This window comes from Streptomyces sp. NPDC005141, assembly GCF_053599975.1.
Genome location: NZ_JBSFYW010000010.1, coordinates 134,701 through 153,117, shown reverse-complemented (window position 1 = coordinate 153,117; position 18,417 = coordinate 134,701). Strand labels below are relative to the sequence as shown.

The 18,417-nt window shown below is 70.4% G+C and carries 17 protein-coding genes; 5 read left to right on the top strand and 12 right to left on the bottom strand.

From position 1 onward, the window contains the following. Window positions 1-30: 30 nt before the first annotated feature. The 4 genes from ACWD68_RS11055 to ACWD68_RS11040 form a co-directional block, all read right to left on the bottom strand. Complete coding sequence (locus ACWD68_RS11055; protein WP_451806127.1) at window positions 31-1,155, bottom strand: GuaB3 family IMP dehydrogenase-related protein; 1,125 nt, start codon at window positions 1,153-1,155, stop codon at window positions 31-33. Between the two features lie 135 nt (window positions 1,156-1,290). After that, window positions 1,291-2,799 carry an IMP dehydrogenase gene (gene guaB, locus ACWD68_RS11050; RefSeq protein ID WP_451806126.1) on the bottom strand — a complete coding sequence of 503 codons (1,509 nt, stop codon included), beginning with the start codon at window positions 2,797-2,799 and terminating at the stop codon, window positions 1,291-1,293. Window positions 2,800-3,249: 450 nt separating this feature from the next. Beyond that, window positions 3,250-3,825, bottom strand: a complete 576-nt coding sequence (locus ACWD68_RS11045) for a sigma-70 family RNA polymerase sigma factor (protein WP_451806125.1) — start codon at window positions 3,823-3,825, stop codon at window positions 3,250-3,252. Between the two features lie 268 nt (window positions 3,826-4,093). Then, on the bottom strand, window positions 4,094-4,705 hold the full coding sequence (locus ACWD68_RS11040) for a response regulator transcription factor (RefSeq protein ID WP_003948568.1): 612 nt from the start codon (window positions 4,703-4,705) through the stop codon (window positions 4,094-4,096). Window positions 4,706-5,094: 389 nt separating this feature from the next. Here ACWD68_RS11040 and ACWD68_RS11035 point away from each other — a divergent pair, with 389 nt between their 5' ends. Next, window positions 5,095-5,424: a WhiB family transcriptional regulator gene (locus tag ACWD68_RS11035; protein WP_266761829.1), complete on the top strand. Its 330-nt coding sequence runs from the start codon at window positions 5,095-5,097 to the stop codon at window positions 5,422-5,424. A 181-nt stretch (window positions 5,425-5,605) separates the two neighbouring features. On the opposite strand, the gene ACWD68_RS11030 is transcribed toward ACWD68_RS11035, so the two are convergent. Beyond that, entirely contained in the window at window positions 5,606-6,502 is an 897-nt protein-coding gene (locus ACWD68_RS11030) for a LysR family transcriptional regulator (protein WP_451806124.1), read from the bottom strand. 79 nt (window positions 6,503-6,581) lie between these two features. Between ACWD68_RS11030 and ACWD68_RS11025 the strand changes: the two genes are divergently transcribed. The 3 genes from ACWD68_RS11025 to ACWD68_RS11015 all read left to right on the top strand — a co-directional run bounded on the left by ACWD68_RS11025 (window position 6,582) and on the right by ACWD68_RS11015 (window position 8,966). Beyond that, window positions 6,582-7,250, top strand: a complete 669-nt coding sequence (locus ACWD68_RS11025; protein ID WP_451806123.1) for an MOSC domain-containing protein — start codon at window positions 6,582-6,584, stop codon at window positions 7,248-7,250. A 107-nt stretch (window positions 7,251-7,357) separates the two neighbouring features. Beyond that, window positions 7,358-8,131: an SDR family NAD(P)-dependent oxidoreductase gene (locus tag ACWD68_RS11020; RefSeq protein WP_451806122.1), complete on the top strand. Its 774-nt coding sequence runs from the start codon at window positions 7,358-7,360 to the stop codon at window positions 8,129-8,131. 127 nt (window positions 8,132-8,258) lie between these two features. Further along, on the top strand, window positions 8,259-8,966 hold the full coding sequence (locus tag ACWD68_RS11015) for an ester cyclase (RefSeq protein WP_451806121.1): 708 nt from the start codon (window positions 8,259-8,261) through the stop codon (window positions 8,964-8,966). 135 nt (window positions 8,967-9,101) lie between these two features. Here the strand turns inward: ACWD68_RS11015 and groL are convergent, their stop codons facing one another. The 4 genes from groL to ACWD68_RS10995 form a co-directional block, all read right to left on the bottom strand. Next, window positions 9,102-10,724: a chaperonin GroEL gene (groL, locus tag ACWD68_RS11010; RefSeq protein ID WP_451806120.1), complete on the bottom strand. Its 1,623-nt coding sequence runs from the start codon at window positions 10,722-10,724 to the stop codon at window positions 9,102-9,104. Window positions 10,725-10,875: 151 nt separating this feature from the next. Then, entirely contained in the window at window positions 10,876-11,184 is a 309-nt protein-coding gene (groES, locus tag ACWD68_RS11005) for a co-chaperone GroES (RefSeq protein ID WP_385697282.1), read from the bottom strand. Between the two features lie 226 nt (window positions 11,185-11,410). Beyond that, a complete protein-coding gene (locus tag ACWD68_RS11000; protein WP_451806119.1) occupies window positions 11,411-12,163 on the bottom strand; it encodes a polysaccharide deacetylase family protein in 753 nt (250 codons plus the stop codon). Further along, the gene (locus ACWD68_RS10995) at window positions 12,160-13,161 is read right to left on the bottom strand and encodes a polysaccharide deacetylase family protein (RefSeq protein ID WP_451806118.1); all 1,002 of its coding nucleotides are present in this window, start codon (window positions 13,159-13,161) and stop codon (window positions 12,160-12,162) included. The genes ACWD68_RS11000 and ACWD68_RS10995 overlap by 4 nt, the downstream gene beginning before the upstream one ends. Before the next feature lie 91 nt (window positions 13,162-13,252). Here ACWD68_RS10995 and ACWD68_RS10990 point away from each other — a divergent pair, with 91 nt between their 5' ends. Beyond that, on the top strand, window positions 13,253-14,446 hold the full coding sequence (locus ACWD68_RS10990; RefSeq protein ID WP_451806117.1) for a class I SAM-dependent methyltransferase: 1,194 nt from the start codon (window positions 13,253-13,255) through the stop codon (window positions 14,444-14,446). Here ACWD68_RS10990 and ACWD68_RS10985 read toward each other — a convergent pair. The 3 genes from ACWD68_RS10985 to ACWD68_RS10975 form a co-directional block, all read right to left on the bottom strand. Beyond that, window positions 14,424-16,424: a cell wall-binding repeat-containing protein gene (locus ACWD68_RS10985; protein ID WP_451806116.1), complete on the bottom strand. Its 2,001-nt coding sequence runs from the start codon at window positions 16,422-16,424 to the stop codon at window positions 14,424-14,426. The genes ACWD68_RS10990 and ACWD68_RS10985 overlap by 23 nt on opposite strands. Before the next feature lie 163 nt (window positions 16,425-16,587). After that, on the bottom strand, window positions 16,588-17,871 hold the full coding sequence (locus ACWD68_RS10980) for an RNA polymerase sigma factor (protein ID WP_451806115.1): 1,284 nt from the start codon (window positions 17,869-17,871) through the stop codon (window positions 16,588-16,590). 64 nt (window positions 17,872-17,935) lie between these two features. Beyond that, window positions 17,936-18,292, bottom strand: coding sequence for a YciI family protein (locus tag ACWD68_RS10975; protein ID WP_451806114.1), 357 nt, complete (start codon window positions 18,290-18,292; stop codon window positions 17,936-17,938). Window positions 18,293-18,417 lie beyond the last annotated feature (125 nt).

Sequence of the window (18,417 nt, the reverse complement as noted above, 5' to 3'; positions counted from 1 at the left end):
AGGCTTCGTGCACGCGTACCGACGTACGGGTTACCGCTTGTGCTGGGAGTCCGCGACCGTCACCTCGACGCGCTGGAACTCCTTGAGCTCGCTGTAGCCGGTGGTGGCCATGGCGCGGCGGAGGGCGCCGAAGATGTTCATCGAGCCGTCCGGGATGTGCGACGGACCGGTGAGGATCTCCTCTATGGTGCCGACGGTGCCGAGGTCGACCTTCTTGCCGCGCGGCAGCTCCTCGTTCACCGCCTCCATGCCCCAGTGGTGGCCACGGCCGGGCGCGTCGGTGGCGCGCGCGAGCGGGGAGCCCATCATCACGGAGTCCGCGCCGCAGGCGATCGCCTTGGGGAGGTCGCCGGACCAGCCGACACCACCGTCGGCGATGACGTGCACGTACCGGCCGCCGGACTCGTCCATGTAGTCGCGGCGGGCCGCGGCGACGTCCGCGACGGCGGTGGCCATCGGGACCTGGATGCCCAGCACATTGCGCGTGGTGTGCGCGGCGCCGCCGCCGAAACCGACGAGGACACCGGCCGCGCCGGTGCGCATCAGGTGCAGGGCCGCGGTGTACGTGGCGCAGCCGCCGACGATCACCGGGACGTCGAGCTCGTAGATGAACTGCTTCAGGTTCAGCGGTTCGGCGGCACCGGAGACGTGCTCGGCCGACACCGTCGTACCGCGGATGACGAAGATGTCCACGCCCGCGTCGACGACGGCCTTGGAGAACTGCGCCGTGCGCTGCGGGGACAGGGCGGCGGCGGTGACGACTCCGGCGTCGCGCACCTCCTTGATGCGCTGCCCGATCAGCTCCTCCTTGATGGGAGCCGCGTAGATCTCCTGGAGGCGGCGGGTCGCGGTCTCCGAGTCCAGCCCGGCGATCTCGTCCAGCAGCGACTGCGGGTCGTCGTACCGCGTCCAGAGGCCTTCCAGGTTCAGGACGCCCAGGCCGCCCAGCTCGCCGATACGGATCGCGGTGGCCGGGGAGACGACCGAGTCCATCGGGGCGGCCAGGAAAGGCAGCTCGAAGCGGTAGGCATCGATCTGCCAGGCGATCGAGACCTCCTTCGGGTCCCGCGTACGGCGGCTCGGGACGACGGCGATGTCGTCGAAGGCGTACGCCCGGCGGCCGCGCTTGCCGCGCCCGATCTCGATCTCAGTCACGTTGTGGCCTTTCCGTCTTCGCTTCTGCGCCTCCAGTATCCCCGACGCCTACGGCGAGGGCGGCCCCGGAACCTCCGGGGCCGCCCTCGCCGGGGGCTCCACGCACGCGTGGAACCCGTTCGCGTGTACGGGTGACTACTTGTTGCGGCTGTAGTTCGGCGCCTCGACCGTCATCTGGATGTCGTGCGGGTGGCTCTCCTTGAGACCCGCCGAGGTGATCCGGACGAACCGGCCGCGGTCCTGGAGCTCGGGCACGGTACGGCCGCCGACGTAGAACATCGACTGGCGCAGACCGCCGACCAGCTGGTGGACGACCGCGGAGAGCGGGCCGCGGTAGGGCACCTGGCCCTCGATGCCCTCGGGGACGAGCTTCTCGTCGGAGGCGACGCCCTCCTGGAAGTAGCGGTCCTTGGAGAAGGAGCGCTGATCGCCACGGGACTGCATGGCACCCAGGGAACCCATGCCGCGGTACGACTTGAACTGCTTGCCGTTGATGAACATCAGCTCGCCCGGGGACTCCTCGCAGCCGGCGAGCAGCGAGCCGAGCATCACGGTGTCGGCTCCCGCGACCAGGGCCTTGGCGATGTCACCGGAGTACTGGAGGCCACCGTCGCCGATGACCGGGACACCGGCCGCCTTGGCGGCGAGCGACGCTTCGTAGATGGCCGTGACCTGCGGTACTCCGATGCCGGCGACCACGCGGGTCGTACAGATGGAGCCCGGGCCCACACCGACCTTGATGCCGTCGACGCCCGCGTCGATGAGCGCCTGCGCGCCGTCGCGGGTGGCGATGTTGCCGCCGATGACGTCCACGCCGGAGGAGTTCGACTTGATCTTGGCGACCATGTCGCCGACCAGGCGGGAGTGCCCGTGCGCGGTGTCGACGACGATGAAGTCGACGCCCGCCTCGATCAGGGCCTGGGCGCGCTCGAACGCGTCTCCCGCGACACCGACGGCCGCGCCGACCAGCAGACGCCCCTCGGCGTCCTTGGCGGCGTTCGGGTACTTCTCGGCCTTGACGAAGTCCTTGACCGTGATGAGGCCCTTGAGCACGCCGGCGTCGTCGACCAGCGGAAGCTTCTCGATCTTGTGACGGCGCAGCAGCTGCATCGCGTCGTTGCCCGAGATGCCGACCTTGCCGGTGACCAGCGGCATCGGCGTCATGACCTCGCGCACCTGGCGCGAGCGGTCGGTCTCGAAGGCCATGTCGCGGTTGGTGACGATGCCGAGCAGCTTGCCGCCGCCGTCGGTGACCGGCACACCGGAGATGCGGAACTTGGCGCAGATCGCGTCGGCCTCGCCGAGCGTGGCGTCCGGGTGCACGGTGATCGGGTCGGTCACCATGCCGGACTCGGAGCGCTTCACCAGGTCGACCTGGTTGGCCTGGTCCTCGATGGACAGGTTGCGGTGCAGAACACCGACGCCGCCCTGGCGGGCCATCGCGATCGCCATGCGCGACTCGGTGACCTTGTCCATGGCGGCGGACAGCAGCGGGATGTTGACCCGGACGTTCTTCGAGATGTGCGAGGCGGTGTCGATCTGGTCGGGCGCCATGTCCGACGAGCCCGGCAGCAGCAGCACGTCGTCGTAGGTCAGCCCGAGTGTCGCGAATTTGGCGGGCACTCCGTCGACGTTGGCAGTCATGACACCTTCCCCAAATGGCCTTGATCGGTGCGGATGTCCATGCTAACGGGAAGCATGGCTCTCTCATTCCACGGTTACGGGTGGGCTTCGGCTTCGTATGTTCGTACGGGACGGAAGTCGTCACCGTTCAGACCCTGCCCGGAGGGGGCGCCGGGGCGACGCCGGGGCCACCGCGTCGGGTCATGTCCTCGTCGGCCGGCTTCCCCGCCCCCATGGTGGAGGGGAACCCGCCGTCCGCCCTGGCCGGGACGGGCGGCAACGCCATCGGGGCCCCTGCCGTTCCCCGCCGTTCGCGGGGAAAAACAGGGATCCGCCGTCATGGAACGAAAGACCGTGCCACCCGGCCGGGCGACGGTCGGCACCACCGGAGAACACCGTTCGGACGGGACCCGATCGGCGCGGCGGGGGCACGGCGCACCGGTCGCGCGTCACCGCGGCCGGCCGAGATCCCTACTGCTCCGCCAGCGCCCGCAGCCGGCTCAGTGCCCGGTGCTGGGCCACCCGGACGGCGCCCGGTGACATTCCCAACATCTGGCCCGTCTCCTCGGCCGTGAGGCCCACCGCGATGCGCAGAAGAAGCAGCTCGCGCTGGTTCTCGGGGAGATTGGCCATGAGTTTCTTGGCCCATTCGGCGTCGCTGCTGAGCAGCGCGCGCTCCTCCGGGCCGAGAGAGTCGTCGGGCCGCTCCGGCATCTCGTCGGAGGGAACGGCCGTGGACCCCGGATGGCGCATCGCGGCGCGCTGGAGGTCGGCGACCTTGTGCGCGGCGATCGCGAAGACGAACGCCTCGAAGGGGCGCCCGGTGTCCTTGTAGCGCGGCAGCGCTAGGAGCACCGCGACGCAGACTTCCTGCGCCAGGTCCTCCACGAAGTGCCGCGCGTCGCCCGGGAGCCGGGACAGACGGGCGCGGCAATAACGCAGCGCGAGCGGATGTACGTGGGCGAGCAGGTCGTGTGTGGCCTGCTCGTCGCCCTCGACCGCGCGATGGACGAGCGCACCGATCCCCGTCGTCTCGTCTTCACGCATCGGTCCATGGTGCCTTGGCGTCGTCCTGTCCGTGGCACCGCGTCCATAGTTGTGCACCGAAGCGTTATGAGCAGGTGCGCCGGAACTCATCTCCTGCGCCCTCCCCTTCCGCTCGACCGACTTGTCCCCAAGGAACTCCACACCTCAAGGATGCGGCATCCGCCGGGAAACGGGGATCGGACACCGAAGAGGCTCTCTCCGAGGGCCCGGCCCCGCCCGCCGTACGGCGGGCAGGGGCTACTTCCGTCATACCCTCGACGCGGCTCACCTAGCGGACCAGGCCCCACCGGAATCCGAGCGCGACCGCGTGCGCCCGGTCCGAGGCGCCGAGCTTCTTGAACAGCCGCCGGGCGTGGGTCTTGACCGTGTCCTCCGAGAGGAACAGCTCACGGCCGATCTCCGCGTTCGAGCGGCCGTGGCTCATGCCCTCGAGGACCTGGATCTCACGCGCGGTGAGCGTGGGCGCGGCGCCCATCTCGGCCGAGCGCAGTCTGCGCGGCGCGAGCCGCCAGGTCGGGTCGGCGAGCGCCTGGGTCACGGTGGCGCGCAGCTCCGCCCGTGAGGCGTCCTTGTGCAGATAGCCGCGGGCGCCGGCGGCGACGGCGAGTGCCACACCGTCCAGGTCCTCGGCGACGGTGAGCATGATGATGCGCGCACCGGGGTCGGCGGACAGCAGCCGCCTGACCGTCTCGACGCCGCCCAAACCGGGCATGCGTACGTCCATCAGAATCAAATCCGAACGGTCGGCACCCCAGCGGCGGAGGACTTCCTCGCCGTTGGCCGCCGTCGTCACACGCTCGACACCGGGCACGGTCGCGACCGCACGGCGGAGCGCCTCTCGGGCAAGCGGGGAGTCGTCGCAGACGAGGACGGATGTCATGGCCGTCCTCCGCAGCTGATGCGCGTCACCTTGAGCCTCCAGGCTGTTACGAATCGTCACCTGTGCGGTCGATACTCGCCGACGGATATGACCGCCTGCCCGAGCGCTTGTTCCTTCAACCGCCTCAGCCATCTCAACGATGGTCACTCGAAAGAGTTACGGGGCAGTCGGCCGTCATCGGCACTGTACGTGAGGGCGCGGACACGGTGCAGACATGCGCGCCGACCCTCAACGTTTCATCACAACCGATGCCCCATTTAGCCTGTTTTCTTCCCATTTGCTGGTGTCTGAGGCTAGATTCGCAATGAGTCATATTTTCATCTCCTTAGATCGTAGATGTACGGTCGGTGGGCACAGAGCAGCCCAGAACGGCAACAAGGGGACACGCAATGGCAGATTTCTCCCGCCTTCCCGGTCCGAACGCGGACCTCTGGGACTGGCAGCTCCTCGCGGCCTGCCGCGGGGTCGACAGCTCGCTCTTCTTCCACCCTGAGGGCGAGCGTGGTGCGGCACGGAGCGCTCGTGAGAACTCGGCCAAAGAGGTCTGCATGAGATGCCCGGTGCGCGCGGAGTGCGCGGCACACGCGCTGGCGGTGCGCGAACCGTACGGCGTGTGGGGCGGACTGACCGAGGACGAGCGCGAAGAGCTCATGGGACGGGCACGCAACCGACTGGTCTCGGCATCGACCACCGGGAGCAGTCCCGCTTCGAACAACTGAAGGAACGTTTCTGCTCTGACAGCGCGTGCCGCCGGACGCGTACACGGCGGACACACACGGCGGAGACGGACCCGGCAGGGACGGACCCGGCAGGGAGAGGCACGTCGGCCACGTGCACGCGTGCCCCGCTTTCGACGCGACGGCAGCCGTGCGTCCGCGGTAGCCCCCCGGAGGGAGGCCGCTAGCGGGCCGCCGCCCGCGCCAGCCGGTCCAGCGTCGCGGCCACCGCGGGCACCCCGGCGAGATCCGGGAGGGTGAGGGCGACGATCTCGCGGCGCACCGCGGGCTCCACCGTCACGGTGCGCGCCCCCTTCGGGCGTACGGACTCGATCGCGAGCTCCGGCAGGACGGCGACGCCGAGTCCCGCGCCCACGAGCCCGACCACAGCCGGATAGTCGTCGGTGGCGAAGTCGATCCGGGGCTCGAAGCCGGCACCGCGGCAGACCTCGACGAGCTGGCCGCGGCAGCGCGGGCACCCGGCGATCCACGGCTCCCCGGCGAACTCTCCGATCGCCACGGACTCCGACCGCGCGAGCCGGTGCCCCTCGGGCACCAGACCGACGAGGCGGTCCATCAGCAGCGGCCGTACTACGAGGTCGTCCCACTCCTCGACGCCCGGCGCTCCCTCGTAGCGGAACGCGAGCGCGATGTCGCAGTCGCCGGCCCGGAGCTTCTCGACGGACTCGGGCGGTTCGGCCTCCTCCAGGGAGACACGGGTGCCGGGGTGCGCGGCGCGCAGCGCGGCGAGGGCCGTGGGGACGAGGGTGGAGCTGCCGCTGGGGAAGGACACCAGCCGGACGCGGCCCGCGCGCAGACCGGCGATCGCGGCGACCTCCTCCTCGGCGGCCGTGAGACCGGCCAGGATGCTCGCCGCGTGCTTGACCAGGGCCTCGCCCGCCTGGGTGAGGCGCATCTCGCGGCCCGTCCGGACGAGCAGGGGAGTGCCCACGGACGACTCCAGGGCCTTCATCTGCTGGCTGACGGCGGGCTGGGTGCACCCCAGTTCGCGGCCCGCCGCCGAGAAGGATCCGGTGGTGGCGACGGCGCGCAGGACACGGAGATGACGGGCCTCGATCACCCTTCGAGCATAAGCGCATCTTGGGTGCGACGGGAAATATCGCATCGACGCTTTGAGCTGTATCGCCTAACTTGGTGCCATGAAGCTTCTGTCGCTCAACGTCGGCCGGGCGCGGGCCGTCGGGTACACGGACCAGCCGGAGGGTATGACCGGCATCGACAAGCGCCCGGTCGACGGGCCGGTACGCGTGACGGCACCGGGCCCCAAGGGGTCCGGCGGGAGCGGGCTCGCCGGGGACGCGATCTGCCACCTGCGCCATCACGGCGGTGACGACCAGGCCGTGTACGCGGTCGCGCGCGAGGACCTCGACGACTGGGAGCGCGAGCTCATCCGGACCCTGCCGAACGGCGTGTTCGGCGAGAACCTCACGACGTGCGGGCTCGACGTGTCCGGCGCGCTGATCGGCGAGCGCTGGCGGATCGGTTCCGAGGTCGTCCTGGAGGTCACCTCCGGGCGCATCCCCTGCCGCACCTTCCAGGGGCACCTCGGTGAGAAGGGCTGGGTGAAGCGGTTCACGCGGCGGGGCGCACCCGGCGCGTATCTGCGGGTGATCGAGCCCGGGGAGATCCGCGCCGGGGACCCGATCGAGATCGTGCACAGGCCGGGCCACGATGTCACCGTCGCCGTCCAGTTCCGCGCCTCGACGACCGAACGGGAGCTGCTGCCAAGGCTGTTGACGGCCGGCGAGGCCCTGCACACGGAGTCGCGGGCGGCGGCGCGGGAGTACGTGGCGAAGTACGGCGGGTAGGGGCCGCCCCGGCCCCGGCCGGGCGGGGTGCGGAGAACTCGTGGAACCCGGTCGGGCGTTGGGTGGCACCGGCCACCGGGCGGCAGGCCGGTCACTAACCTTGCGCCATGACAACGGCTCTGATTACGGGATCGACCGCGGGAATCGGTGCCGCCTTCGCGCGGCGGCTGGCGGCGGACGGGCACAACCTCGTGCTGGTGGCGCGGGACACGAAGCGGCTGCGGGAGCAGGCGACCGAGCTGCACGACCGGCACGGCATCGAGGCGGAGGTGCTCACGGCGGACCTGGCGACGGACGAGGGCATCGAAGCGGTGGCCGCCCGCCTCTCCGACCGCAGGAGCCCGGTCGACCTGCTGGTCAACAACGCCGGCTTCGGCAACAAGGGCCGCTATCTGGACGTGTCGATGGCGGACGAGCTGAAAATGCTCAAGGTGCACTGCGAGGCGGTGCTCCGGCTGACGTCGGCGGCGACCGAGGCCATGCGGGAGCGCGGCCGGGGCGGCGTCGTCAACGTGGCGTCGGTGGCCGCGTTCGTGCCGCGGGGCACGTACGGGGCGTCGAAGGCGTGGGTCGTGCAGTTCACGCAGGGCGCGGCGAAAGATCTCGCGGGCAGCGGCGTGCGGTTGATGGCGCTGGCTCCCGGCTTCGTGCGCACCGAGTTCCACGAGCGGGCCGGCATGGGCACCGACAACATCCCGAACTGGATGTGGCTCGACGCCGACAAGCTGGTCGCGGCGGCACTCGCCGACCTGGCGCGCGGCCGGACCCTGTCCATTCCCGATCCGCGTTACAAGGCGCTGATGGGCGTGGTGAAGGTGACGCCCCGGGCGCTGCTGGGCGGGATCACGTCGAGGACCGGTCGGAAGTACGGCCCCCAGTAGGGGCGATCACGCAGGTCGCGCGGGTCGCGCGGCAGGCGCCCGCGCGTTTCGTGCGGTGGGTGGTGCCGCCCCTCCGGTGGGAGGATTGAGGGTGGATCTACCGGACCAGGGGGCCGGAGGCGGCGCCATGACATTCATGCAGCTGATCGATTGCAGGACCAGCAGGTTCGACGAGATGAACCGGCTGATGGACACGTGGGTCGAGAAGACCAAGGGGAAGCGGACCGCGACGCACAGCGTCATCGGCAAGGACCGCGCCGACGCGAGTCACTTCGTGGAGATCGTGGAGTTCCCGTCGTACGAAGACGCGATGCGGAACTCGAAGCTTCCGGAGACCGACACGATCTTCCAGGAGATGGTGGCGCTCTGCGACGGGATGCCGACGTTCACGGACCTCGACGTGGTGCGTGACGAGCAGCTCTACGCGGCGAACATCCGCACGTACTTCGAGATGCTGGCGGGCCCGGGTGAGCTGGAGCCGCTCAACGGACTGATGGCGGAGGGCTACCACGACCACGACCCCGCCAACGAACAGGACACCATCGGGCTCGACGCGGTACGGCGCGAGATCGAGATGTGGCGCGGCGGCTTCGACTTCGCGTTCACCATCGAGGACCAGATCACCGAGGGGGACCGCGTCTGCACGCGGTGGACCTGGAACGGCACGCACACGGGCGACTTCATGGGGATGCCCGCGTCCGGGAAGCAGGCCTCCATGACCGGCACGACCATCTTCCGGTGCGGAGAGGACGGGAAGATCGTCGAGGGCTGGTGGCAGTACGACCGGCTGGGTCTGATGGCCGGGCTCGGCGCACTGGACGCGCTGGAGGGCTGACCGCTCCGCGCGCCGGAAGGACGGCCCCGGGAAACAGCCCCACGGAAACGCGGGAGGTCCCCGTTCCTGGTGGAACGGGGACCTCTTCACGACGTCACGCCTCGGTGGGCGTGTCCGTCCTCATGACGTCGTACGTCAGTGGGAGTGCCCGTGGCCGTGACCGGCGTCGCCCTCGTCCTCGGCCGGCTTCTCGACGACCAGGGTCTCGGTCGTGAGGAGCAGGGAGGCGATGGAGGCGGCGTTCTCCAGGGCGGAGCGGGTGACCTTGACCGGGTCGATGACGCCGGCCTTGACCAGGTCGCCGTACTCGCCGGTGGCGGCGTTGAAGCCCTGGCCCTTGTCGAGCTCGGCGACCTTGGAGGTGATGACGTAACCCTCCAGGCCGGAGTTCTCGGCGATCCAGCGCAGCGGCTCGACGGCGGCCTTGCGGACCACCGCGACACCCGTGGCCTCGTCGCCGGTCTTGCCGAGGTTGCCCTCGAGGACCTTGACGGCGTGGACGAGCGCGGAGCCACCACCGGAGACGATGCCCTCCTCGACCGCGGCGCGGGTCGCGGAGATGGCGTCCTCCAGACGGTGCTTCTTCTCCTTGAGCTCCACCTCGGTGGCGGCGCCGACCTTGATCACGCACACGCCGCCGGCCAGCTTCGCGAGGCGCTCCTGGAGCTTCTCGCGGTCCCAGTCGGAGTCGGTGTTCTCGATCTCGGCCTTGATCTGGTTGACGCGGCCGACGACCTCGTCGGAGCTGCCGCCACCGTCGACGATCGTGGTGTCGTCCTTGGTGACGGTCACGCGGCGGGCGCTGCCGAGCACGTCCAGGCCGACCTGGTCGAGCTTGAGGCCGACCTCCTCGGCGATGACCTGACCACCGGTGAGGGTGGCGATGTCGCCGAGCATGGCCTTGCGGCGGTCACCGAAGCCGGGGGCCTTCACGGCGACGGCGTTGAACGTGCCGCGGATCTTGTTCACGACCAGGGTCGACAGGGCCTCGCCCTCGACGTCCTCGGCGATGATCAGCAGCGGCTTGGAGGCGTTCGACTGGATGACCTTCTCCAGCAGCGGCAGCAGGTCCTGGATGGAGCTGATCTTGCCCTGGTGGATGAGGATGTACGGGTCGTCGAGGACGGCCTCCATACGCTCCTGGTCGGACACCATGTACGGGGACAGGTAGCCCTTGTCGAAGGCCATGCCCTCGGTGAAGTCCAGCTCCAGACCGAAGGTGTTGGACTCCTCGACGGTGATGACACCGTCCTTGCCGACCTTGTCCATCGCCTCGGCGATGAGCTCGCCGACCTGCGGGTCCTGGGCGGACAGACCGGCGACGGCGGCGATGTCGGACTTCTCGTCGATCGGGCGCGCGGTGGCGAGGAGCTCGTCGGAGACCGCCTTGACGGCCGCGTCGATGCCCTTCTTCAGCAGCGCCGGGGAGGCACCCGCGGCGACGTTCTTCAGGCCCTCGCGCACGAGCGCCTGGGCGAGCACGGTGGCGGTGGTCGTACCGTCACCCGCGATGTCGTTGGTCTTGGTCGCCACCTCCTTCACCAGCTGGGCGCCGAGGTTCTCGAACGGGTCCTCGACCTCGACCTCACGGGCGATGGTCACGCCGTCGTTGGTGATGGTGGGGGCGCCGAACTTCTTGTCGATGACGACGTTGCGGCCCTTCGGACCGATCGTCACCTTCACCGTGTCGGCAAGCTTGTTGACGCCGCGCTCAAGGGCGCGACGGGCGTCCTCGTCGAACTTCAGGATCTTCGCCATAGGAGCGGTTCAGCCCTCTCGGAAAATTTGGAGAACGAACAGCGCCCCCGGCGCCCGGCTTGTTAGGTAGCGGGGGCCAGGGGCGCAGTTCACTGCAATGCTTGGTGCGGGGTTGTCCGGGGGAAGCCCCCGAACGCCCTTACCGGGTGAATTACTTCTCGATGATCGCGAGCACGTCGCGAGCCGAGAGGACGAGGTACTCCTCGCCGTTGTACTTCACCTCGGTGCCGCCGTACTTGCTGTAGAGCACGATGTCGCCGACGGCGACGTCGAGCTCGACACGCTTGCCGTCCTCGACGCGGCCCGGACCAACGGCGAGGACGACGCCCTCCTGGGGCTTCTCCTTCGCAGTGTCCGGAATGACCAGGCCAGAGGCCGTGGTCTGCTCGGCGTCGAGCGGCTGGACCACAATGCGGTCCTCGAGCGGCTTGATGGCAACCTTGGAGCTGGCGGTCGTCACGATCCGACCTCCCCCTTCGGAGATCTCACGGGGTTAACTGTCTGAGGTGGCGACCAGGTCGATCCGTCGTCGCGGGTGCCGGACCTGCCCGTCGCTATTGGCACTCTCCAGTGGGGAGTGCCAGACCTGAGACTATGACTGCGATTAGCACTCGGTCAAGCGGAGTGCCAAAGGCGTCGGCGTGGCGCGGTCCGAACGGGGCCGGACCGCGCCGGACGGCGGCCCCTCAGAGGTAGTTCTCCAGCCGGGCCGGAGTGAAGCCCTCCGCCTGGATGCGCCGGAGCAGCCGGACCGTGGCGTCCGTGAGATTGGGTTCGCCGAAGCCGGAGAGGATGTCGCCCGGCCGGAGCCGGTGCGCGTCGGCGGGGCGGCCGAGGACGATCGCGGCGACCCCGCAGTCGGCGGCGGCGCGCAGGGTGGTGCTGTCGTACCTGCCGTAGGGGGGCCGCAGCAGCCGGGGCCGGATGCCGAAGCGCTGCCGGAGCTTGTCCTGCTGTCCGCAGATCTCGGCGCGCTGGCCGGCGTAGGGCAGACCGCGCAGGGAGGCGTGGTCGAGGGTGTGGTTCTGGACGCTCGCGCCGACCGCGCGCAGCCGGGCGAAGTGCCCGTACCCCGGCCCGACGACACTGTCCGTGAGGAACATGCTGACCGGCAGCCGCAGTTCGCGGACCATGTCGACGAACCGGGGATCGCGCTCCGCCCCGTCGTCGTACGTCAGGAAGACCACCTTGTCGCGGGTGCGCACATGGTCCACGACGGGCGGCAGCCCCGGACCCGCGCTGCGTGCGGTGGTCCGGGCGGGCGCCTTCGGTGCCGCGGCGAGCGGGGTGGCCAGACCCCAGCGGCGGTATGCCGTCTCCTGCGGACGCACTCGCTGGGCCGCCTTCTTGCCCAGCCGCTCGATGGGGTCGACGGACTGCGCGCAGCCACCGAGCAGCACCGCCGCGAGCAGTCCGGCGAGCACCGCCCGCACCCTCACAGGTAGTCCTCGAGGCGCGCGACCGCGTACCCCTTGTCCGTGACCGTCCTCAGGAAGCGGCGGACCATGTCGGGCATGGTGCCCTTCCAGTCCTTGCGGCCCCGGAAGTGGGTGAGGACGATGTCGCCGGGGTGCAGGTCACGGTCGTCCTCGCGGTACTCCCAGTGGTCGACGAAGACTTCCTCGTCCCAGATGGGCGCGTACTTGACGCCGCAGGACTTGGCGGCGCGCAGGGTGTCCTGGTTGTAGTTGCCGTACGGCGGGCGGAAGAGGACCGGGCGCTTGCCGAACTGCCTCTTCATCACGTCCTGCATGCCGCAGATCTCGCGCTTCTGCCGCGCGTAGGACAGGGCGGGCAGATAGGGGTGGTGCAGCGTGTGGTTGTTGAGGGTGATGCCGCGGTCGCGCATCTTCCGGAAGTACCCGAAGTCGTCCTTGACCAGGTAGCCGCTGAGGAAGGCGGTGTACGGGATCTTCAGGTCGCTCATCATCCGCAGGAACGCGGGGTCCTTCTCCTCGCCGTCGTCGATGGTGAGGAAGACGACCTTGTCCTTGGTGGGGACGGTCGTGAAGACCGGCGGCAGCCCCAGCTCCTCCTGCCCGTCGACCTCGAACCCCTTGCGGGCCTCGATGACCGGCTTCCTGGCGGGCGGCGCCGGGGGTGTCAGCGGCACCTCGGCGAGTCCCCAGCGCTTGGCGGCGGCGACACGCCGGGCCTGCGCCAGCCGGAGCCGGGAGGCGTACGCGTCGAGGGCGCGGGCCGGGGGCGCCTGGAGCCGGACCTGCCGACCGTGGGCCGGCTTGGCGGCATCGGCATCGGCATCGGCGTCGGTTCCGGTTCCGGCGCCGGAACCGGAGCCGGGGACGGAACCGGAGCCGGAACCGGAGCTGGTCTCGGCACAGCCGGAGACGAGAAGGGCGAGGGCGAGCACGCCGACTCCCCAGCGCGCACCGGCCCCGTTTGTGCCGTTTTTATCATTTTGTCGTACGGGTCGCATGGAGCCGGATCCTCCCAGGTCACCGCCCTCACCCGGGCCCCGACACCGCCGCCGGAAGCACACCGTCCACCGACTGGCCCACAATGGCCGGGTGAACGACGTCTCCTTCGCCTCCCTCCTCACCGCCGAGGGCCGCGCCCTGCTCGACGAGGTCCGCGCCACCGAACCGGCACAGGAACTGGCCGTCGCCACCCGGCTGCGCCGCGAGCACCCCGCCGAACTGGTCTCGGCGGCCCTCGGACAGGCCCGGCTGCGGCAGCGGGCGGCGGCGAAGTTCGGGGCCGAGGACGCCGGGCGGATGTTCTTCACCCCGAACGGGGTCGAGCAGTCCACCCGGACGAGCGTGGCGGTCCACCGCGCCGAGCGGTTGCGCGCCCTGGGAGTCCGTTCCGTCGCCGATCTCTGCTGCGGCATCGGCGGCGACGCGATCGCGCTGGCCCGCGCCGGAATCCGGGTCCTCGCCGTCGACCGGGATCCGCTGACGGCCGCCGCCGCCCGCGCGAACGCCGACGCACTGGGGCTCAAGGACCTGATCGAGGTGCGCGAGACGGACGTCACCGAGGTGGACACCTCGTCGTACGACGCGGTCTTCGTGGACCCGGGGCGCCGGGGCGGCCGGGGCCGGATCTTCGACCCGGAGGCGTACTCGCCGCCGCTGTCCTGGGCGATCGGGGCGGCCGCGAAGGCTCCGTTCGCCGCGCTGAAGATCGCTCCCGGCATCCCGCACGAAGCGGTCCCCGCCGAGGCGGAGGCCGAGTGGATCTCCGACGGCGGAGACGTGAAGGAGGCCGTGCTGTGGTTCGGCACGGAGCCTGGCCTGGTGCGCGCCACCCTGCTGCCGGGCCCGCGCGAGCTGCGCGGGCGCGGGCTGCCCGATCCGGCGGTGCGAGCGGTCGGGCGCTATCTGTACGAGCCGGACGGCGCGGTCATCCGCGCGCACCTCGTCGCCGAGGTGGCCGAGGAACTGGACGGCGGGCTGATCGACGAGACGATCGCCTACATCACGGCCGACGAGCTGCGCCCGACGCCGTACGCCTCCGCCTACGAGATCACCGATCGACTCCCCTTCAACGTGAAGAAGTTGAAGGCACTGCTGCGGGAGCGGGAGGTCGGCGTCCTGACCGTGAAGAAGCGCGGATCGGCCGTCGAGCCGGAGGAGCTGCGGCGCAAGGTGAAGCCGCAGGGCCCCCGCTCCGCGACGGTGTTCCTGACCCGGGTGGCGGGCGCCCCGACCATGCTGGTGGGGGCACCCGCGGGACCGCCTACTGCTGGTGGCCGGTCTTGAGCGGACCGAGGTTCGGCTCGGCGACGGGACGCGGCGCCGTGCCGGGACGCGCCGCCGGGGCACCCGCGGCCGACCTCGTCGAGGAGTACGAACTCGCCGTCGGTTCGACGCCGTTGTAGTACGGCGCGTACTTCCACTGGCTGCCGCTCGCGCTGATCGCCGCGCCCGCGGAGTTCAGCGCCGTCGTCGACACCGAGCCGGTGCCGCCGAAGACCGCCACACCGTTGACGTTCGCGGCACCCTTGAGCAGGTAGGACTTGGTGTCTGCGGAGAGCGTGCCGAGGTCGGTCCACAGCAGCGGGCCGAACACGTTCATCGCGGCGGCGGCGGTGGTGCCGCCTCGCCAGCTGTCGGTGTACGCGAGTGCCACGCTGCCCGGTGCGTCCCACCACATCGTGGCCAGCGCGACCGCGGTGCCCTCGTGGGTGGCCGCCGCGACCGGGTAATAGGTGTACCGGGAGGGCCAGTTGGAGAAGTTCGTGTGGGTGAGCGCGTACTTGGCCGAACCGCCGACCGGGATCATGTAGGTGTCGTCCGGGTCGAGGCCGTTCAGGTACGACTTGACCGACGAGGTCAGCGTGTTCCCGTCGTTCAGGACGACGACGGCCTTGCCCGCGGTCCCGAGGGAGCCCGCGGCGGACGCCGCGGCGAGCGCAGAGTGGTAGTCGGTGCCGGTCGCCAGGAACACGTAGTCGGGGGCGCTGGTGACGGACTTCGCGACGGCGACGGAGGTCGAGTAGCGGGAGGTCCCCGCCAGTCGCTTCGGAGTGAAGCCGAGCGAGGTGATCTTCGAGGCGACGGAGCTGCTGAGGATCGACGTGCCGCCGATGAGGTGGACCGTGGCGCCGGGCTTGAGGACCCGCTTCAGCTCCGCCTGCACGGCCGAGGAGACCGAGGTCTCCGGCGTCAGCAGGACCGGGCCGTGCTTCTTGCCCGCGAGGGCGGCGGCCGTCAGCGCGTACGAGGGGCTGTCCTGGGAGACCAGCACGGCGGACGAGGCGTTCATCAGGCCCGGTTCGCTCTTGCCGACCGTGTTCCAGGTCCAGCGGGACCCGGCGATGTTGCTGCTGTTGACGTCGGCGCCCCAGACCCGGGCGACGGTGTTCTTGCGCAGCGGCTGCCACGCGGGCTCAACGCCGGAGAAGGGCACACCCTCCGTCACCGCGTCCGGGGTGATCGTCATGACGACGTTGCCTTGCTGGTAGCCGTCACTGACGGGCCGCAGGAAGTGCACGACGAGCCGGTCGCTCGCGGGCGCCCAGGAGGGGCTGTCGTAGTCACCGGCGTCATCGGTCAGGCGGCGCTCGCCGGTGCCGTCGGTGTTGATCGAGAAGAGCTGGCGGTGACCGTCAACGGTGCGGACGAAGGCGACCTTCGTGCCGTCGGGCGAGATGGCGGGCGAGCCGCCCGAGGTGAGCTTGGTCTGCGCCTTGGTGGTGGCGTCGTAGAGCATGACCGAGGGCGTGCTCGTGCAATCGGTGCCCCTGCGCTGGAAGGCCAGGAGCTTGCCGGTCGCATCGCCGCTCGGGAGGGTGTCGCAGCCGCCGCCGGTGAACAGCCGCGCCGGAGTTCCGCCGTCGGCCGGGATGGAAAAGAGCTTCCTGGTCGCGGAGTAGACGATTCGACGGCCGTACGTCCAGTACGTCGGGTGCGACGCGGCGGGGCCGAGGTCGACCCCCTCGTAGACATACGTCCTGGTGGTGCCGGTGACGCTGATGGTGTCCAGCGACCCGCCGTTCTCGAAGACCAGACGGCTGCCGTCGGGCGACCACGCGGGTGTCGAGTCCGGGGTGTCGGTGATGTGCTTGGGGTTGTTGCCCGTGCCGTCCACCGAGATGATGCCGTTGTTGACCACGGCGATCCTGCCGTCGGTCGCCGGCCACCCGGCGACGTCGGCCGCCGCCCCCGGGGCCAGCGTGATCGCGGTGCCGGCGGCCAGGGCCGTCACCGCGGTGAGCGCCACGAGTCTGTGGCGCACGGAGATTTTCATGGGTGTACCCCCCCAGGTAGGTGCGATGGGCCGCCGGACCACCTCGCAGGGGCCTACGGAATGAACTCAGAGCGTCATTCCCGTGTACGGCAGCGGCGCCACTGTAAGCCCTTGCTGATCCCGTTGGGAACGGAGTCACCGAACGGGAACTTCACGAATCCCGCAGCTCACGGGCCCGTGCCGTCAACAGCTCCCGCTCCCGCTCGTTGCGCGCCAGCGAGGCCGCCCGCTCGAACTCCGCCCGCGCCTGAGCCGTACGCCCCAGCCGCGCGAGCAGGTCGCCGCGCACGCTGGGCAGCAGGTGGTAGCCGCGCAGGGCGGGTTCACCGGCGAGGGCGTCGACGATCTCCAGGGCGGGTCCCGGCCCGTCGGCCATCGAGACGGCCACGGCACGGTTCAGCTCGACGACGGGAGAGGGCGTGCGGGCCGCCAGCAGGCCGTACAGCGTGGCGATCCGCCGCCACTCCGTGTCCTCGTACGTGTAGGCCTGCGCGTGGCAGGCGGCGATGGCGGCCTGGAGCGCGTACGGCCCCGGGCTGCCGGTGGCGACGGCGCTGCAGCGGCCCAGCGCGGTGAAACCCCGGCGGATCAGCATGCGGTTCCAGCGGCGGCGGTTCTGGTCCTTGAGCAGGACGGGTTCGCCACCGGGCCCGGTGCGCGCGGCCGCCCGGGACTCCTGGAGCTCCAGCAGGGCGGCGAGAGCGTGCACCTCGGGCTCCTTGGGCATCAGCTCGGCGAGCACCCGGGCCAGCCGGAGCGCGTCCTCGCACAGCGCCGGACGGAGCAGGTCGTCGCCCGCCGTGGCCGCGTACCCCTCGTTGAAGACGAGGTAGATGACCTCCAGCACGGACCCGAGCCGGGCTTCGCGTTCGGGGCCGTAGGGGACCTCGAAGCCGACCCCCTTCGTCGCCAGCGTGCGCTTGGCCCGCACGATCCGCTGGGCGACCGTCGCCTCCGGGACGAGGAAGGCGCGGGCGATCTCGGGCGTCGTCAGACCGCCGAGGAGCCGCAGGGTGAGCGCGATACGGGCCTCGGCGGACAGGACGGGGTGGCAGGCGGTGAAGACCAGGCGGAGCAGGTCGTCGTCGATGTCGTCCGGATCGGCGGGTTCGTCGAGATGGTGCGGCGCCGACAGCGAGAGGTCACGCCCGACCTCCTCCAGCTTGCGCGCATACCGCTCCCGGCGTCGTACGAGGTCGATCGCCCGGTGTTTGGCGGTGGCCGTGAGCCAGGCGCCCGGGTTGTCCGGCACGCCGTCCCGTGGCCACTGCTCCAGCGCCGCGACCAGGGCGTCCTGGGCGAGTTCCTCGGCGATGCCGACGTCGCGGACGATACGGGCGACGCCCGCGATGATGCGGGGGGACTCGATACGGAAGATGGTCTCGACGGCCGTGTCGACGCCGCCGGCGGGGGCTCGGGTGGGCTGCTGTTCCACAGTTCACCATCAGACACCCGCGGCGGCGTCAGACCAAGGAGATCGCTCGGGCCGAGACGCCCGCTCAGCCTTCGGCGATCTCCCGCACCTCGCAGGTCACCGTCCAGTGCTCCTCGTGCACCTTCAGGAACCGCTTGGTCCACTCCACGGCCTCGGCCATGTCCTTGCACTGCATGATCGCGTAGCCGCCGACGACCTCCTTGGACTCGGTGAAGGGCCCGTCGGTGACGGACAGGTCCCCGCCCGCCCAGTGGACGCGCTTGCCCTGCGCGGAGGGCGTCAGACCCGCGGTCTCGAGCATGACGCCCGCTTTGGTGATCTCCTCGATCAGCTCGCCCATCCGCTGCATCAGCTCAGGGCTGGGACCCTCGGCGGGCGCGGTGCTCTCGTCGATCTGGACCAGCGACAGGTAGCGGGGCATGGTGACTCCTCGGGTCTGTGATGCCTCGGAGGCGGGGCTTCTCCTCGCCTCTCACCCGTGCGTCGAACGGGAGACACCGGTTTCGACACCGTCCCCGGACTTCTTTGGATTCTTTCTTCCGGAGG

Excerpts from the sequence above, each read along its gene's own strand:
- guaB (WP_451806126.1), bottom strand. The coding sequence starts at position 2,799 with ATGACTGCCAACGTCGACGGAGTGCCCGCCAAATTCGCGACACTCGGG.
- ACWD68_RS11045 (WP_451806125.1), bottom strand. The coding sequence starts at position 3,825 with ATGCGTGAAGACGAGACGACGGGGATCGGTGCGCTCGTCCATCGCGCG.
- ACWD68_RS11040 (WP_003948568.1), bottom strand. The coding sequence starts at position 4,705 with ATGACATCCGTCCTCGTCTGCGACGACTCCCCGCTTGCCCGAGAGGCG.
- ACWD68_RS11035 (WP_266761829.1), top strand. The coding sequence starts at position 5,095 with ATGGCAGATTTCTCCCGCCTTCCCGGTCCGAACGCGGACCTCTGGGAC.
- ACWD68_RS11025 (WP_451806123.1), top strand. The coding sequence starts at position 6,582 with ATGAAGCTTCTGTCGCTCAACGTCGGCCGGGCGCGGGCCGTCGGGTAC.
- ACWD68_RS11020 (WP_451806122.1), top strand. The coding sequence starts at position 7,358 with ATGACAACGGCTCTGATTACGGGATCGACCGCGGGAATCGGTGCCGCC.
- ACWD68_RS11015 (WP_451806121.1), top strand. The coding sequence starts at position 8,259 with ATGACATTCATGCAGCTGATCGATTGCAGGACCAGCAGGTTCGACGAG.
- groL (WP_451806120.1), bottom strand. The coding sequence starts at position 10,724 with ATGGCGAAGATCCTGAAGTTCGACGAGGACGCCCGTCGCGCCCTTGAG.
- ACWD68_RS10995 (WP_451806118.1), bottom strand. The coding sequence starts at position 13,161 with ATGCGACCCGTACGACAAAATGATAAAAACGGCACAAACGGGGCCGGT.
- ACWD68_RS10975 (WP_451806114.1), bottom strand. The coding sequence starts at position 18,292 with ATGCCCCGCTACCTGTCGCTGGTCCAGATCGACGAGAGCACCGCGCCC.